Here is a 15,353-nt window from a genome sequence, read left to right as displayed (position 1 = left end):
CGTGCCCGACGACATCCAGGTGAGCAACCGGCTGGTGATCCCCGCCGCCGAGCTGTCGTGGCGCTTCTCCCGCTCCAGCGGCCCCGGCGGCCAGGGCGTCAACACCACCGACTCCCGCGTCGAGCTCTCCTGGAACCTCCTCGGATCACCCTCGCTCCCGCCCGCACTGAAGGAACGCGCGGCGGACCGGCTCGGCAACCGGCTGATCGACGGCGTGCTGACCATCACCGCCTCCGAACACCGCTCCCAGCTCCGCAACCGCGAGGCGGCCCAGGCCCGCCTCGCCATGCTGGTCGGCGAGGCCATCGCCCCACCACCCCGCCAGCGCCGCCCGACCAAGCCCTCCCGCGGCTCGGTCGAACGCCGCATCGGCGAGAAGAAACGCCGAGCCCAGATCAAGCGCAACCGCCGCGGCGACGTCGACTGATCGTCTGGGCGGGACAGTAACTCCTGCGGACGATCGAGCCGGTCATGCTTCACACCGCGTCCGCCGACCCGCCCAGACGGGCCGGGTCGTGACGCCCGTCGGGCTCGTCCATCGATTCCACAGCAGTGGCAAGGGCGGCGAAGGCCTGCTCGGTTTTGGTCTGGATCTCGGGAAACCGGTCGAGGGCTCGGACCTCGACCTGCGAGAGGTTCCTCACGACGCTTGTCGACGACGGCCAGTTCGAGCGCGCGCTCAAGTTTACCAACCGGGCCTGCACCTCACGCGAACCGAAGGCGCGCTGTACCGCGGCGCGGGAGCGCCGGAAGATCGAACCGCGCCGGATATCGACGTCATACTCGGCGCCGAAACCGGCTCGTCTCGGGCGCCACGGCTCCCCGCTTGGCAGGGGCGCGAGAACGCGGCTTCCGCGTAGCACGACGCATCTTTGAGGCGCGTATTCCGGTGGTGGCCTGCCGGCTACCGGACCGGCGCTTGACGTTTTCGGCGGAGCGAGCGATTTCGGCCCCGGCACCGTCGTCGGGCTGGCGGGCGTTCTCGGCGTTCGTCATGCCACCGAGGCTACGGCCGGCCGCCAAAGTGGCCGCCCAGCGCCGCCCCGCCGGGCCGTCCCCGGCTCGGTCGAACACCTCAATGCGAGAAGAAGCGCGGCCGTGTGGGCCGGCTACTTGATGGCCTGGGCGTTCGGTGGGGAACCGACGCCACCCGGGAGGTTGAGGGGTTTGCAGGTCAGGAAGAAGTCGTAGCGGCCGTCCTGCGCGCAGCTCGCCGCCAGGTCGTCGAGTTTCCAGAGTTCGCCCATCGCCATGCCCAGCAGGGCGATCAGCGGGCGGTGGAGCATGCCGCTGTGGTTGACGCCGCGGTCCGGGGGGCGTTCGCCCGGTACGCGGAAGTCCGACTCCAGGACGGGGTCCGCCTCCACCGCCGGGGTGTCGCTCGCCACCAGGGCGATCTCGTGGTCCCACAGCCAGCGCAGGATCTCCTCGCGCTGGGCGAGGCCGGGGGATTTGTTGCGGGTGTTGAATTCGGCGCGTTCCTCGGGGGTTTTCGCGACGTAGTTCGCCGCCCAGCCGGTGTGCAGCAGGAGGATGTCGCCGCCGTGCCAGTCGACGTGCTGGGCGGCCGCGATCGCGTCGAGGGTGGCCGCGTCGAGCACGACGGTGGTCTCGCAGTCGTACGGGTCGAGGAAGCGTGCCACGTCGAGGAGGACGCCGCGGCCCGCGATGCCCTTCGCGGCCCAGTTGTGGATGCCCAGCCGGGTCGACTGCTGGTTGTTCTCCGCGGCAGGGAGCCCGTTGTAGAAGCCGTACGTGGGGTGGCCGATGTGGCGCAGCGCGTCGAGCTGGGAGGTGGACTGGAGGTAGAACGAGTCGAGCCAGTCGTCGCGGTGGAACTCGTTGTTGGCGAAGACCTGGTGCCGGGTCGCCGGGCGGGTGCCGGTCGGGTACGGCTCGAACGCGTTGACCGGGTAGTCGAGGCCGAACTGCCGGCCCGTACGGATCAGGCGTGCCGCCGCGGCGACGCGTTCGGGGGTCAGCAGGTTGATGGTGCCCAGTTCGTCGCCGCGGCCGAAGAATTCCCAGCTGGAGTGGGGAGGCTGGGCCGAGGCGAGGTCGTCATACGTCGGCATGGGAGGCCGCCCCCAGTTCGTCGCTCAGTGCCGCGGCCGTCGCCTGCAGCTGGTCAAGGCACGGGGTGAGGTCCGGGAGGTCGCCGGCGCCGAGGACGGCGATCGTGGCGCACAGCCCGCGCTCGTCGAAGACCGGTACGGCCACCACGAACGGGCCGCCGGGTGCCCGTACGAAACTGAACCGCCGTTGCCGGGCCGCGTAGATCTCGGCGTCCACCTGGGCCCGCTCGACCGGCGACAGCCCGGTCAGCAGGTTCTCGAGGGTGGACGCGTCGGTGAATGCGAGGAACAGCCGGGTCTGCGCGGCCGTGATGTCCAATTTGGTGCCGGGGTGCACCGTCACCACCACCAGCCGGCTCGTGTCCTCCTCGACGAGCGCCACGATCGGCCCCTGGGCGCCGCGGACGCTGAGCACCGCCGTCATGCGGACGGCGGCGCTCAGCTTCTGCAGGTAGGGACGGGCGATCTCGACGACCCGCTGGCGGCCCAGGGTCAGGGTGCCCAGCTCCAGCATGAGCGGGCCGAGCGTGAAGCTCCCCCGGCGGGCACCCCGTTCGAGGATGCCCGCCGCGACCATGGAGGCGCAGTAGCGGTACGCGGTGGTCCGGTTGAGGCCGGTCCGCTCCGCCACGTCGGCCGCCGAGAGTTCGAGGACGCGGGGGCCGAAGAGCGCGCAGATCTGGCCGACGCGCGCCACGGCCCGGATGTCGGAGGTCGACGCGTCACTCGCCTCGATGTTCGCCATGTCGAAATCCTAGTTCACATAGAGGAACGTCTACCGGACGAGCCAGTTGTTGACCTTGGTGGTGGCCTGGTCGAAGTTCTGGGCGTACCAGTCGACGTCCTGCAGGACCGTCTCGCCGGTGTTGACCGGGCCGTAGACCTGCACCTTCTTGGCGTTCTCCGAGAGGTTGGGCTTGGCGGCCTTGTTCACCGGCGCGGTGCCCACCAGCTCGGAGATGGTCGCCACCGACTCCGGAGTCACGATCGTCTTGAGGAACTCCTGCACGGCGGCCTTGTTCTTGGTTCCCTTCGGGACGCCGAAGGCGTTGAGCGAGGCCACGGTCTTGTCCCAGGTGACGGTGATCTTGCTGCCGTCGTTCATCAGCGGCACCAGCCGGGAGTCCGGCAGGATGAAGATGTCCACCTGGTTCGCGCCGACCGCCTGCTGCAGCGCGCCGACGTTGGGGGCGAAGGTGGTCTTGTCGCGGATCGTGTCGAGCTTCTTCAGCGCCCGGTCGATGTCCAGCGGGTAGAGGCTCTTCGGGTCGACGCCGTCGGCGAGCAGCGGGTATTCCAGGATGCCGTTCTGCAGGTTGCTGAGGATGCCGCGCTGGCCAGGGAATTTCTGCAGGTCGAAGAAGTCCTGGACGGTCTTCGGTGCCTTCGCCGGGTCCGGGAAGGCGTCGGTGCGGTAGGCGATCGGGCTGGCGTTGATCCAGTTCGCCACGTAGCACTTGCCGATGGTCTGCGGGATCAGGTCCTTGGTGTCCACGCCGGACATGTCGAGCTCCTCGAACAGCTTGCCGCAGTTCTGCGTGGCGGCCGCGGGGGCGAGGGCGACGACGTCCCACTTCACCGACTTGCTCAGCACCTGCGCCTTGACCTGCGCGAGGTCGGGCGGCGAGGTGTTGACGAAGCTGACGTCCGGGTGGGTGGCCGTGTACGGCGTCTGGTACGCCTTGATCATGGCGTCCTGACCGGCGCCGCCGTACGCGGTGAAGGTCAGGGTGATCTTCCCGCCGGACTGGGCGGCGTCCCCGCCGCCGCAGCCGGCCAGCAGGGTGAGGGCGAGGGTGGCGCCGAGGGCGGCGACAGCGGAGGTCGATTTTGCCATCGTTATGTCCTTACAGACTGTCGAACCGAAGGGGGGAGTGCGAGTTCAGACAGCGACGAGTCGCTGACGCCCGACGTGCCACCAGGCGGTGACGGACTGGCCGACGGTCAGTCCGCTCTCCAGGGCACCGAGCCGGGCGCGGCCGACGGTGCCGGACTGACCGAGCGAGAGCACGGCAGTCCGGTAGGCGCCCATGTATTCGATGTCGCGGATGGTCGCGGCCACCGCGTTCGCGCCGGTCGGCGCCACATCACCGTCGGCGGCGATGTGCACATCCTCGGGCCGCACGACGAGCGCGGCCCGCGTGCCGGCCTTCGTGAGGTCCGACACCGTGCCGGGCTCGGTGGCCCAGACACAGTTCTCCCAGACGATGGTGCCGTCGGCCGTCTTGCTCGGCTCGAAGACGTTGGAATCGCCGAGGAATCGGGCCGTGAACAGCGTTTCCGGTCGCTGGTAGAGGGCCTCGGGGGTGCCCACCTGCTCGATGCGGCCGTTGTTGAAGAGGGCGATGCGGTCCGAGAGGTTCATCGCCTCCTCCTGGTCGTGCGTGACGAAGACGAAGGTCGTGCCGACCTCCTGGTGGATCCGGTGGATCTCGGCCTGCAGGGCGCCGCGCAGGTTGCGGTCGAGCGCGCCGAGCGGCTCGTCGAGCAGCAGCGCGTTCGGGTCGAAGACGATGGCGCGGGCGAGCGCCACCCGCTGCTGCTGGCCGCCGGACAGCTGGCTCGGGTGGTGGCCGTCCCGGCCGGTCAGCTGGACCAGTTCCAGCACCTCGGCCACCTTGCGGGCGATCTCGGCCTTGGGCAGCTTGCGTTCCCGCAGCGGGTAGGCGACGTTCTGCGCGACCGTCATGTGCGGGAAGAGCGCGTAGTTCTGGAAGAGCATGCCGAGGTTGCGCTTGTGCGGCGGCAGTGAGCTCACGTCGGCGCTGTTGAACTCGATCGTGCCCGAGGTGAGCGTCTCGAACCCGGCGATGAGGTTGAGCGTGGTGGTCTTGCCCGAGCCGCTCGGGCCGAGCAGCGTCATGAACTCGCCCGGCTCGATGGTGAGCGACACGTCGTCGACGGCCGGCACGGCCAGGCCGTAGTCCTTGGTGACGCCGGTCAGGCGGATCTGGGTTCCGGAGGTGGGCATGTCAGCTCCCTGCTGTCTTCTTGCGGCTGCCCACGAACTGCAGGACCAGGCAGATGCTGGTCACCGCGGTGACGACCACGCTGGAGGAGGCGGCGATGGTGGGGTCGATCTCGACGGTGACGGAGTTGTACATCTTCACCGGCAGCGTCTCCAGCGTCGGCGCCCGCAGGAACAGGGCGATGACGACCTCGTCGAACGAGGTCACGAAGGCGAAGACCGCGCCGGTCACGATGCCCCGGCGGATCAGCGGCATCGTGACGGTGAGAAAGGTGCGCAGCGGCGTGGCACCCAGCGACGAGGAGGCGCGCAGCAGCTTGGGGTCGAAGCCGCCCAGGGCGCTCGTCACCGACACGAGCACGAAGGGCACCCCGATCGCGGCGTGGGCGAGCACGTAACCGGGGAAGGTGCCGACCAGCTGCCACTGCAGGAAGGAGATGTAGATGGCGACAGCGATGACGATCGCGGGCGTGACCATCGAGATCATGAGAAGGGTACGGACATAGCGCGCCAGCCGCCCCCGCAGGTTGTGCAGGCCGAGCGCCGCGGTCGTGCCGACCAGGGTGGCGAGCGAGGCGGCGAGCACGGCCACGATCACCGAGTTGCCGAGCGCGTCGAGCCACGCCGGGTTGGTGAAGAAGTTCTCGTACAACCGGAGCGAGAAGCCGCGCGGCGGGAACTGGAACGTCGACGCGGAGCTGAAGCTCATCGGGATGACGAAGAGCGTGGGCAGGATGAAGTACAGCCCCACCGCGACGGCGGTCAGCTTGAGCCACCACGGGATCGGGTCGACCCCGCGCGTACGTGTCCTCATGGCCGGCCTTTCGTGGGTGCGGAGGCGGCGACGCCGATCGCCGAGATGGTGCCGCCGATCCGGTTGGCCCAGGCGACGAGGACGAGCGTGACGATCAGGACGAGCATGCCGAGCGCGCTGGCGCCCTCGAAGTCGAGCAGCTGGGTGGTGCGCTGGCCGAGCAGCTGGGCGACCAGCGACTGCTGGGGCGAGCCGACCAGCGCCGGCGTGACGTAGAAGCCCAGGCTCAGGGTGAAGACGAGGATCAGCCCGGAGACCACGCCGCCCCGCGACAGCGGCCAGTAGATGCGCCAGAACGCCACCACCGGGTGCGAGCCGAGGCCCCGGGCCGCGAGCAGGAGCTTGCGGTCGATGCCGCTCAGCGCGCTGAACAGCGGCAGCACCATGAAGGGCAGCAGCACCTGGCTCATCGCGACGGTCACCCCGGCGACCGACTCGTAGAGCACCACGTTCAGGCCGAAGAGCTGGAAGAACGAATCCACCGGCCCGTTGCGCTGCAGAATGATGATCCAGGCGAAGTTGCGGGCCATGACGGAGGTCCAGAAGGGGACCAGGACCACGACCATCATGATGCCGCGCAGGCGGGGGCCGGCCCGGGTCATGAGATACGCGTACGGATAACCGAGCAGCAGCGCGATCACCGTGACGATCGCCGCCGTCATGGCGGTGCGGAGCAGCACGGTGAGGGTCACGCCGTCGGTGAAGAGCGTCTTGTAGTGCTCCAGGGTCCAGCCGGTGTCGCCGAAGCTCTGCGAGAAGCTGCGGCCCAGCGGCACCAGGAGGATCACGGTGAGCAGGGCGAGGGCCGGCAGCAGGAGCAGCCACTGCGGGCTCGGCGTACGCCGTCGTGCAAGACCTGGCATTTTCATCCGCCTTTCGCCCGTTTTGTGGGCTCGCCTGGGGAGTATGGCGGGCGCAAGTGTGTTTCCGGAGTGTTATCGGCGCCTGATGCTCCGCCAGTAGAGCAGGACTATGTTCATAGCGCAATAACCAAAGTCGTAATCCGAACAAGTCCAAGCCCGGAGTCCTTCACCAGGCCTTTTGCGGGGCTTGACGGACCAACTTTCGTACGTACGATGAACTCGACGTCCGACATGCGAACAACAGGAGGCACCCATGGTCAACGCTGCACCGAGGCCGACGCCGGCGCTGCTCAAGGTGCTGCACGGCGCGGTCGATCTGCACTGTCACTCCGGCCCCAGCCCGTTCCCCCGCCGGTTCGACCACGTCGAGGCGTCCTACGACGCCGCGCGGATCAACATGCGCGCGATCCTGGTCAAGTCGCACCACCACAACACGGTGATGGACCTGCTCGCCATGCGGACGCCGCTCAAGGACGCGCCCACCCCCATGTACGGCGGGGTCGCGCTGAACTCCGAGGTCGGCGGCATCAACCCGTCGGCCGTGGCGGTCGCCATCACGATGGGCGGCAAGTGCGTCTGGGGCCCGACGGTCTCCGCCGCCCAGCACATCCGTGCGCACAGCCACGACGACGGTTTCCCCAGCGCCGCCGGCAACCTCTACGAGAAGGAGGTCTCGATCTTCGACGCCTCCGGTGACATCTCGGAGGACACCGAGCTGGTGACCCGGCTGGTCGGCGAGGCCGACATCCTGCTCTCCGGCGGCCACCTCGACGGCCCGTCCATGAAGGCCTTCTTCAAGACCGCCAAGGACAACGGGGTGCGGCGGCTCCTGCTGCACCACCCCGACTTCATCGTCAACGCGAGCGACACCGACATCGAGGAGATGATCGGCTACGGCGCCTTCGTCGAGCACGAGCTGTCGATGTACCACCCGGACGTGCCGGCGCCCCGGTGGCCCATCGAGCGCCTGGTCGACTGGATCAAGAAGATCGGCCCCGAGCGCACGGTCCTCGACTCCGACCTGGGACAGCAGGGCAACCCGCTGCCGGTGGACGCCTACCTCCTGATCATCCAGCAGCTGCTCGACCACGGCATCCCCGCGGCCGACATCCGCCAGATGATCTGCCGCAACACGGCCTACCTCCTCGGGCTGGAGGAGAAGAACTGATGCGGCGGGCCCGGAAGGTCATCATCACCACGGCCGTGACGGGCTCGGTCAACATCCCGTCGCAGAGCCCGTACCTGCCGCTCTCCGCCGCGCAGGTGGTCGAGGCCGCCGTCGAGGCGGTGGAGGCCGGCTCGGCGGTGGTGCACCTGCACGCCCGGCACCCGGACGGCCGGCCCGCGTTCGAGCCGGAGATCTTCGAGGAGATCGTCCCGCCGATCATGGCGCGCACCGACGCCGTCATCAACATCACCACCGGCGGCTCGTCGGCCATGACGATGGACGAGCGGCTGGCCGCGGCCACCCGCTTCGAGCCCGAGCTCGCCTCGCTGAACATGGGCTCGATGAACTTCGTCTACTCCGGCATCGCCGACCGGGTGAAGGAGTGGAAGCACGACTGGGAGAAGCCGTACGTGCTCAACACGTACTCGCACCCGTTCATCAACTCCTTCGACCGCATCGAGCACACGCTGCGGACGCTGGGCGCGAACGGCACCCGCTTCGAGTACGAGTGCTACGACATCGGCCACCTCTACTCGCTGGCCCACTTCGTCGACAAGGGGCTGGCCAAGCCGCCGCTGCTGATCCAGGGGGTCTTCGGCATCCTGGGCGGCATCGGCGCCGACCACGAGAACCTCGAGCACATGGTGCGCATCGCCGACAAGCTCTTCGGCGACGACTACTGGTTCTCCGCGTTCGCGGCCGGGCGCGACCAGATGCAGTTCGGCACGCACAGCGCCTGGCTCGGCGGGCACGTCCGGGTCGGGCTGGAGGACAGCCTCTGGATCGGCAAGGGCCGGCTCGCGGAGAGCAACGCCCAGCAGGTCACCAAGATCCGCACGGTGCTCGAGGACCTGGGCAAGGAGATCGCCACCCCGGCGGACGCCCGCGCGATGCTCGCGCTGCGAGGAAGGAACCCCTCATGACCACGTACGCGGCGGACGACATCCGCTCGAAGCTGGTGACCGCGGCCCCCAGGGTGGACGTGACGACACCGATCAGGCCCTCCCAGTGGATCGAGTTCCTGACCCACGAACCCACCGAGACCGCGCCGAACGGCAGCCGTACGTGGCTGGCGCGCGCCGCCAACCTGGTGCTCTCCTACACCGAGGCGAAGGCCGGCGACGAGTTCGCCCGCACCGGCCAGCCGGATGAGTACGCGATCCTCATGTATTCGGACAGCGCGCCGGTGACCGTACGGGCCGGCGCCGAGGAGACGTCCGTTGCCGAGGAGGCCTTCGTGGTCGTGCCGCCGGGGGACAGCGTCGTCCGCGCCGACGGTGACGGCGTACTCATCCGGCTGTTCTCCTCGGTCGCGCCGGACCTGACCGGCGGCTCGCTGAACGCGGACGCGTACGCCGAGCCGGACGAGCGCGCCGCGCCGCTGGAGCCCTGGCCCGACCCGGTCGGCGGGTTCCGGCTGCGCGTCTACCGGCTCGCCGACACCCCGATCGCCGAGGGCCGCTTCGGCCGGATCTTCCGCACCACGAACCTGATGGTGAACTTCCTCGCCGAGGAGCCGCGGCCCCGCGACGAGAAGAAGCTGTCGCCGCACCACCACGACGACTTCGAGCAGATCTCGCTCGCGGTGAAGGGCCGTTTCGTGCACCACATCCGCTACCCGTGGGGGCCGGACTCGACCCGGTGGCGCGCCGACGAGCACCGCGAGATCGCCACCCCCTCGATCTGCGTGATCCCGCCGCCGACCGTGCACACCACCCAGGGGATCGGCGAGCACCAGCAGCTCATCGACATCTTCTCGCCGCCGCGGACGGACTTCTCCGCGTCCGGCTGGGTGCTCAACGCCGACGACTACCCGGCCAGATGATCTTCCGTACGGAGGCCGGCCCGGCCCTGGGCACGTGGGTGAAGATCCCGGCCATGGAGGTCATGGAGCTGGTCGCGCTGGCCGGCTTCGACTTCGCCGTGATCGACCTGGAGCACTCGCCGATCAACCTGGAGACCGCGTACCAGCTCATCGGCACGGCGCTCTTCCGGGGCGTCACGCCGATCGTGCGGGTGCCGGAGCTGGCCGGGGGGCTGGTGCAGCGGGTGCTCGACGCCGGCGCGGGAGGCGTCATGGTGCCGCACGTCGACACCGTGGAGCAGGCGCGGGCGGCCGTCTCCGCGGTGCGTTTCCCGCCGCTGGGCACCCGCGGCGTCGGCTCCACCGGCCGCGCCGGCGCCTGGGGTGCGCTGCCCCGCGCCGAATACCTGCGCTACGGCCAGGAGGAGGTCGTGCTGATCGCCCAGATCGAGAGCGCCCTCGGGGTACGCAACGCGGGCGGGATCGCGGCGCTGGACGGGGTCGACGCGTTGCTGGTCGGCGCCGCGGACCTGTCTGTGAGCGAGGGCCGTACGGAATCCGACCCGGCCGTGGTCGCGCTCATGGCCGAAGCCGTCGAGCAGGGCCGCCGGGCCGGGGTGCCGGTCGGCAACGCCGGCGGCGCGACGGCCGACGCGGTGCGCGCCTCCCTGGCCGCCGGCTTCACGTTCACGATGTTGAGCAACGACGCGAGCCTGTTCGGCGCCGCCGCGCGGGCCGCCGTCGACGCAGCGAGGAAGGTTGGCAATGGCTGAACTGCTTGCGGGCAAGGTGATCCTGGTCGTCGGGGCCAGCGCGGGGATCGGCGCCGACGCCGCCCGGGTGTTCGCCGCCGACGGCGCGTCCCTGATGCTCGTGGCGCGCTCCGAGGGGCCGCTCGCCGAGACGGCCGCCGAGCTCGGCAAGGCCGGGCACGAGGTCGCCTGGACCACCGGCGACGTCTCCGACGCCGGGGACGTCGCGCGTTTCGTGCGGGCGACGGTCGACCGGTTCGGCCGGCTCGACGGCGCCTTCAACAACGCGGCCATGACCCAGGCCGGCCGGCTCGACCAGGTGACGGAGGAGGACTTCGACCGTCTCCTCGCGGTGAACGTCAAGGGCACGTGGCTGTGCATGCGCGAGGAGGTGCGGGTGATGGAGCGGCAGGGCGCCGGTTCCATCGTCAACGTGAGCAGCATCGGCGGGCTGCGTGGCAGCTCCGGCATGGGCGGCTACCAGGCGAGCAAGCACGCCGTCATCGGGCTGACCCGGACGGCCGCGCACGACTTCGGGCCGCTCGGCATCCGGGTGAACGTGATCGCTCCCGGCCCCACCGAGTCGCCCATGCTGGAGGCGACCCGGCGGGCGATCCCCGGCGGCGTCGAGGAACGCATCGCGCGGACCCCGTTGCGCAAGGCCGGCACCGGCGCGGAGGTCGGGGCGACGGTCTCCTTCCTGCTGAGCGACCGGGCGAGCCACCTCAGCGGCGTGATCCTGCCGGTGGACGGTGGTTTCGTTGCCTGACGTCGGGACCCTGCGGCTGCCCGGCCGGATCCACTTCGGTTACGGCTCCCGGGCGCAGCTGGCGGAGGCGGTGCTCGTCCACGGCCGCAAGGTCTTCGCCGTGGTCGACCCGTTTCTCGTCCACAGCCGGTTCTACGGTGACATCCTGGCCGGCCTGCGGGACGCCGGGATCGAGGTGCGGATCCACTCGGACATCACCCCGGAGCTTCCGGTCGGCACCCTGGACGAGGCCGGGGCGCTCGCCCGCGACTACGGGCCCGACGTCGTCGTGGCGATCGGCGGCGGCAGCGCGCTCGACGCGGCCAAGCTCATCGCGCTGCTCGCGGTGCATCCCGGCCCGCTCAGCGGCTACTACGGCGAGAACCTGGTGCCGGGGCCGGTGCTGCCGATCGTGGCCCTGCCCACCACGGCGGGCACCGGCTCCGAGGTGACCCCGGTGGCGGTCGTCTCCGACCCGGACCGGGAACTGAAGGTGGGCATCTCCAGCCCGTTCCTGGTGCCGGCCGTGGCGATCGTCGACCCCGAGTTCACCGTCGGCTCGCCGGCGCCGGTCACGGCGTACTCGGGCATCGACGCGCTCGTGCACGCGGTCGAGTCGTACACGGCGCGGGAGTTCACCCTCGACTGGTCCCTGCCGCTGCCCGTCTTCACCGGGCGCAACGCGCTCATCGAGCCGATCGCGTTGCAGGCCGCGCGGCACCTCGGGCCGGGGCTGCCAGTCGCCGTCACGAAGCCGGACGACCGGCGGGCGCGGGAGGAGGTGGCGAAGGGGGCGCTGCTCGCCGGCATGGCCTTCGGCTCCACCGGCACCCACCTGTGCCACGCGCTGCAATACCCGATCGGCGCGCTGACGAAGACGCCGCACGGTCTCGGGACGGGACTGATGCTTCCGTACGTCATCGACGCGCTGAACGGGGACCGGCTGGCCGCGCTGGGCGCCGCCCTCGAAGGCATTCCGGTGCGGGAGGCGTCGAAGGAGAGGCTGCGGGCGCGGGTCGCGGAGATCAACCGGGCGATCGGCGTACCGTCGAACCTTGCCGGGATCGGCGTGACCCGCGATCAGCTGCCCCGCATCGCCGAACTGGCGCTGGGGTCGAAGCGGCTGATCGCGATCGCGCCCATCGAACCGACGCGGGCGGCGCTGCTGGACATCCTGGAGCGCGCATTCGAAGGAGCATCATGACGCGCAGCGACTTCATCACCGACCTGTTCATCGACGGCGAGTGGCGGCCCGGCGCCGGCGGCGGGCGGTTCGACGTCGTCGACCCGGCCGACCTGTCGACCATCGCCCGGTTCGCGATCGCGAGCGAGCAGGACTGCCTGGACGCGGTCGACGCCGCGGCGGCGGCGCAGGAGGGCTGGGCGGCCACGGCCCCCCGGGAACGCGGCGAGCTGCTGCGCTCGGCGTACGAGATCCTGACCGCCGAGGTGGAGCTCTTCGCCGAGATCATGGTGCGGGAGAACGGGAAGTCCTGGTCCGACGCCATCGGCGAGGCGAACTACGCGAAGGAGTTCTTCCGCTGGTTCGCCGAGGAGGCGGTACGCGTGCCGGGCGACTACCGCCTCTCCCCGGCGGGCGACAAACGCATCGTCGTCGACCGCCAGCCGATCGGGGTCTCGCTGCTCATCACGCCGTGGAACTTCCCGGCCGCGATGGCGACCCGCAAACTCGGCCCGGCCCTGGCCGCCGGCTGCACGACGATCCTCAAGCCGGCCCGCGAGACCCCGCTGACCGCGGCGTACGTGGTCGAGGTCCTGCGCCGCGCCGGCGTGCCCCGCGGCGTCGTCAACCTGGTCACCCCCGTCCCGACCGGCCCGCTGGTCAAACGCATGATCGACCGGCCCGAGGTGCGCAAACTCTCCTTCACGGGCTCCACCGAGGTCGGCCGCGAACTGCTGCACGCGTGCGCCGACAGCGTGGTCAGCGCCTCGATGGAACTCGGCGGCAACGCCCCGCTCATCGTGCTCCCGGGCGCGGACCTGGCCGTGGCGGTCGAGGGCGCGCTGCTCGCCAAGATGCGCAACGGCGGCTCGGCCTGCACGGCCGCCAACCGCTTCTACGTCCACAGCTCCGTCCACGACGAATTCGTCACCCGCATGGACGAGGCCCTCGCCGGCATCTCCGTCGGCCCCGGCCTGGACCGCACGAACGGCCTCGGCGCCCTCGTCTCGGTCGCCGAACGCGACAAGGTGGCAGATCTCGTCTCCCAGGCGCTGACCACCGGCGCCGAACTCCGCCGCGGCGGCCACGCCTCGGACAAGGGCGCCTTCTACGATCCGACCCTCCTGACCGGCGTCACCCACGGAACCCCCATCACCACCACGGAAATCTTCGGCCCGGTCACGGCCGTCGTCCGCTTCGACTCCGTCGACGAGGTCGTCCGGATGGCCAACGACACGGTGTACGGCCTGATGGCGTACGTCTTCGGCCCGGAACGCGAAGCGATGGCGGTCGCCCGCCGCCTCGAGGCGGGCATGGTGGCGGTCAACCGCGGCGTGGTCAGCGACCCGGCCGCCCCGTTCGGCGGGGTCAAGCAGAGCGGGCTGGGCCGCGAGGGCGGCTCGGAGGGCATCCTCGAGTTCCTCGAGGAGAAATACATCGCCCTGACCGCCTGACGGCGGCGCTTCCTCCGGTCGGCCTCGACCGCGGGCCGCTCGTGAGGGCGGCGCCACGGTGTTGCGGGTGGGTGGCCTCGTCGGGCGTACGGGAGGGTCAGGTGTTGTGGGGTGCTACGGCCTCGCGGTTCTCGGCCGCGAGGGCCGGGCCGAGGAGCTCGTCGCAGACCCGGATCAGGCGGGCGCGGAGCGCTGCCGCCCGGCGGGCGAACTCGCGCTGGCGGGTCACGTATTCGGCCTTGCCCTCGGGGGTTTCGATCTTCACCGGGGGGTGGCCGTAGGAGCTGAGGTCGTAGGGGCTGGCCTGCATGTCGAGCAGGCGGATGTCGCCGGCCAGGGCGAAGCAGTCGAGGGCGAGGGCGCCGGGGACGGCCGGGCCGAGCTTGCTCGCCCACTTGTGGCAGTCCATGGCCGCGTGCAGGCAGCCGGGCTGGTCGAGGTCGACCTGGGTGGCGCGGGTCGGCTGGAGGCGGTTGAGGCCGACCGCCTCCGGGGTGAAGAAGCGGAACGCGTCGAAGTGGGTGCAGCGGATCGGGTGCTGCTCGACCACCTTGTCGGTCTCCGCCTGGCCGAGGCGCAGCGGGAGCGGGTGGCGGCGGTGCTCGGGCTGGCGGTAGACCATCGCCCACTCGTGCAGGCCGAAACAGCCGGAGAAGGCCGGGCGGGACGCCGTCGCGGTGAGCAGGCCGTGGATGTAGCGGACGCTCTCGCCGCGGGCCTGCATGTACGCCTCGACGTCGAGGGTCACCACGCCGTCGGTGCGGGTGGTGTAGAACTTCCACGCGGCGTGCTCGGCGAGGCCGTCGGGGGCCGGGCCGAGGCCGGTGCCCACGCCGGGGTGCCAGCGGCGGAGCTGGGCCGGGCGGGTGCCGTAGTAGTCGTAGAGGAAATCCTCTATCGCGTGCTTCTCGCCGGCCGCCTTGCGGGTGCGGTGGCCGGCCGTCATCTCGTCGGCGCGCTCGGCGTGCCCCCGGGCCAGCGGGATCCAGCTGATGCTGGGCAGCACGGTGGTCAGCGCGTGTGTCTCGCTGATCCCCATCGCACCAGCGTATCCAGCAAGTCCAGTCCTATCGAGCCGTGGCGCCACCGGTGACGAGGAACGCCCGAACGAGGTTCGCCACGGTCTCGGGTGCGCTGACGTCCGGGGCGTTGTGGTCCAGGCCCGGCGAGCAGGTGTACGCCGCACCCGGCACGAGTTTCGCCAGTTCCACCTGCACCCGGCGGAGCCAGCCGGGGCTGCGGTCACCGGCGATGATCAGCGTCGGCGAGTCGATGGCGGCGTAGCGGGTGCCGTCGGAGTCGAGGCCGGCCGCGATGCGCCACTCCGAGGGCAGGGTGTGCAGCAGCGCCCGGGTCTCCCGGCCGCCCGCGGTGTGCAGCATGATCCGTCGAGCACCGCGGCGGCGTCCTCCACCTCGCGCTCGATCGCGTACGCCGGACCCTTCGGCCCGCTCGCACCCCGTCCCCGGCGGTCGAGAACGTGCACGGTGCGGAGGTCGGAGAGTCCGGCGGCGAGCCTGACGT

Annotated in this window: 17 protein-coding genes; 8 read left to right on the top strand and 9 right to left on the bottom strand. The window is 70.5% G+C overall.

Annotation, left to right across the window (positions count from 1 at the left end; all coding sequences use genetic code 11):
- Position 1: 1 nt before the first annotated feature.
- Positions 2 to 427, top strand: a complete 426-nt coding sequence (gene arfB, locus CLV70_RS08010; protein ID WP_106125757.1) for an alternative ribosome rescue aminoacyl-tRNA hydrolase ArfB — start codon at positions 2 to 4, stop codon at positions 425 to 427.
- 49 nt (positions 428 to 476) lie between these two features.
- Here arfB and CLV70_RS39020 read toward each other — a convergent pair whose 3' ends face one another.
- The 7 genes from CLV70_RS39020 to CLV70_RS07980 form a co-directional block, all read right to left on the bottom strand.
- Positions 477 to 863 (bottom strand): hypothetical protein, encoded by a 387-nt coding sequence (locus tag CLV70_RS39020; RefSeq protein ID WP_146163993.1) that lies wholly within the window; start codon positions 861 to 863, stop codon positions 477 to 479.
- Positions 864 to 1,109: 246 nt separating this feature from the next.
- Positions 1,110 to 2,075: a cyclase family protein gene (locus tag CLV70_RS08005; protein ID WP_106125756.1), complete on the bottom strand. Its 966-nt coding sequence runs from the start codon at positions 2,073 to 2,075 to the stop codon at positions 1,110 to 1,112.
- Positions 2,062 to 2,820 carry an IclR family transcriptional regulator gene (locus CLV70_RS08000; RefSeq protein WP_106125755.1) on the bottom strand — a complete coding sequence of 253 codons (759 nt, stop codon included), beginning with the start codon at positions 2,818 to 2,820 and terminating at the stop codon, positions 2,062 to 2,064. Before CLV70_RS08000 ends, CLV70_RS08005 begins: the two co-directional genes overlap by 14 nt.
- A 30-nt stretch (positions 2,821 to 2,850) precedes the next feature.
- Positions 2,851 to 3,912 carry an extracellular solute-binding protein gene (locus CLV70_RS07995; protein WP_106125754.1) on the bottom strand — a complete coding sequence of 354 codons (1,062 nt, stop codon included), beginning with the start codon at positions 3,910 to 3,912 and terminating at the stop codon, positions 2,851 to 2,853.
- A 45-nt stretch (positions 3,913 to 3,957) separates the two neighbouring features.
- Positions 3,958 to 5,046 carry an ABC transporter ATP-binding protein gene (locus CLV70_RS07990; protein WP_106125753.1) on the bottom strand — a complete coding sequence of 363 codons (1,089 nt, stop codon included), beginning with the start codon at positions 5,044 to 5,046 and terminating at the stop codon, positions 3,958 to 3,960.
- 1 nt (position 5,047) lies between these two features.
- The gene (locus tag CLV70_RS07985) at positions 5,048 to 5,857 is read right to left on the bottom strand and encodes an ABC transporter permease (protein ID WP_106125752.1); all 810 of its coding nucleotides are present in this window, start codon (positions 5,855 to 5,857) and stop codon (positions 5,048 to 5,050) included.
- Positions 5,854 to 6,720 (bottom strand): ABC transporter permease, encoded by an 867-nt coding sequence (locus CLV70_RS07980; protein WP_211303681.1) that lies wholly within the window; start codon positions 6,718 to 6,720, stop codon positions 5,854 to 5,856. Before CLV70_RS07980 ends, CLV70_RS07985 begins: the two co-directional genes overlap by 4 nt.
- 253 nt (positions 6,721 to 6,973) lie before the next feature.
- On the opposite strand from CLV70_RS07980, the gene CLV70_RS07975 reads away from it, so the two are divergent.
- Genes CLV70_RS07975 through CLV70_RS07945 form a run of 7 tightly spaced genes read left to right on the top strand, consistent with a single transcriptional unit; the run spans position 6,974 to position 13,829 of the window.
- Positions 6,974 to 7,888 (top strand): DUF6282 family protein, encoded by a 915-nt coding sequence (locus CLV70_RS07975; RefSeq protein WP_106125750.1) that lies wholly within the window; start codon positions 6,974 to 6,976, stop codon positions 7,886 to 7,888.
- A complete protein-coding gene (gene kce, locus CLV70_RS07970) occupies positions 7,888 to 8,811 on the top strand; it encodes a 3,5-dioxohexanoate:acetyl-CoA acetone transferase (protein ID WP_106125749.1) in 924 nt (307 codons plus the stop codon). Before CLV70_RS07975 ends, kce begins: the two co-directional genes overlap by 1 nt.
- Positions 8,808 to 9,713 (top strand): cupin domain-containing protein, encoded by a 906-nt coding sequence (locus CLV70_RS07965; protein ID WP_106125748.1) that lies wholly within the window; start codon positions 8,808 to 8,810, stop codon positions 9,711 to 9,713. The genes kce and CLV70_RS07965 overlap by 4 nt, the downstream gene beginning before the upstream one ends.
- On the top strand, positions 9,710 to 10,465 hold the full coding sequence (locus CLV70_RS07960) for an HpcH/HpaI aldolase family protein (RefSeq protein ID WP_106125747.1): 756 nt from the start codon (positions 9,710 to 9,712) through the stop codon (positions 10,463 to 10,465). The genes CLV70_RS07965 and CLV70_RS07960 overlap by 4 nt, the downstream gene beginning before the upstream one ends.
- Positions 10,458 to 11,213 (top strand): SDR family NAD(P)-dependent oxidoreductase, encoded by a 756-nt coding sequence (locus CLV70_RS07955; RefSeq protein WP_106125746.1) that lies wholly within the window; start codon positions 10,458 to 10,460, stop codon positions 11,211 to 11,213. The genes CLV70_RS07960 and CLV70_RS07955 overlap by 8 nt, the downstream gene beginning before the upstream one ends.
- A complete protein-coding gene (locus CLV70_RS07950) occupies positions 11,206 to 12,396 on the top strand; it encodes an iron-containing alcohol dehydrogenase (RefSeq protein WP_158277729.1) in 1,191 nt (396 codons plus the stop codon). Before CLV70_RS07955 ends, CLV70_RS07950 begins: the two co-directional genes overlap by 8 nt.
- Positions 12,393 to 13,829 (top strand): NAD-dependent succinate-semialdehyde dehydrogenase, encoded by a 1,437-nt coding sequence (locus CLV70_RS07945; protein ID WP_106125744.1) that lies wholly within the window; start codon positions 12,393 to 12,395, stop codon positions 13,827 to 13,829. Before CLV70_RS07950 ends, CLV70_RS07945 begins: the two co-directional genes overlap by 4 nt.
- A 97-nt stretch (positions 13,830 to 13,926) precedes the next feature.
- Here the strand turns inward: CLV70_RS07945 and CLV70_RS07940 are convergent, their stop codons facing one another.
- Together CLV70_RS07940 and CLV70_RS07935 are read right to left on the bottom strand one after the other, a co-directional pair.
- Positions 13,927 to 14,868: a 3-methyladenine DNA glycosylase gene (locus CLV70_RS07940; RefSeq protein ID WP_106125743.1), complete on the bottom strand. Its 942-nt coding sequence runs from the start codon at positions 14,866 to 14,868 to the stop codon at positions 13,927 to 13,929.
- 28 nt (positions 14,869 to 14,896) lie between these two features.
- Positions 14,897 to 15,211: an alpha/beta fold hydrolase gene (locus CLV70_RS07935; protein ID WP_106125742.1), complete on the bottom strand. Its 315-nt coding sequence runs from the start codon at positions 15,209 to 15,211 to the stop codon at positions 14,897 to 14,899.
- Positions 15,212 to 15,353: the final 142 nt, after the last annotated feature.

Origin of the sequence: Pseudosporangium ferrugineum (genome assembly GCF_003002065.1) — a bacterium.
Lineage (GTDB): Bacteria > Actinomycetota > Actinomycetes > Mycobacteriales > Micromonosporaceae > Actinoplanes > Actinoplanes ferrugineus_A.
This window is presented reverse-complemented; position numbering and strand designations above follow the sequence as displayed.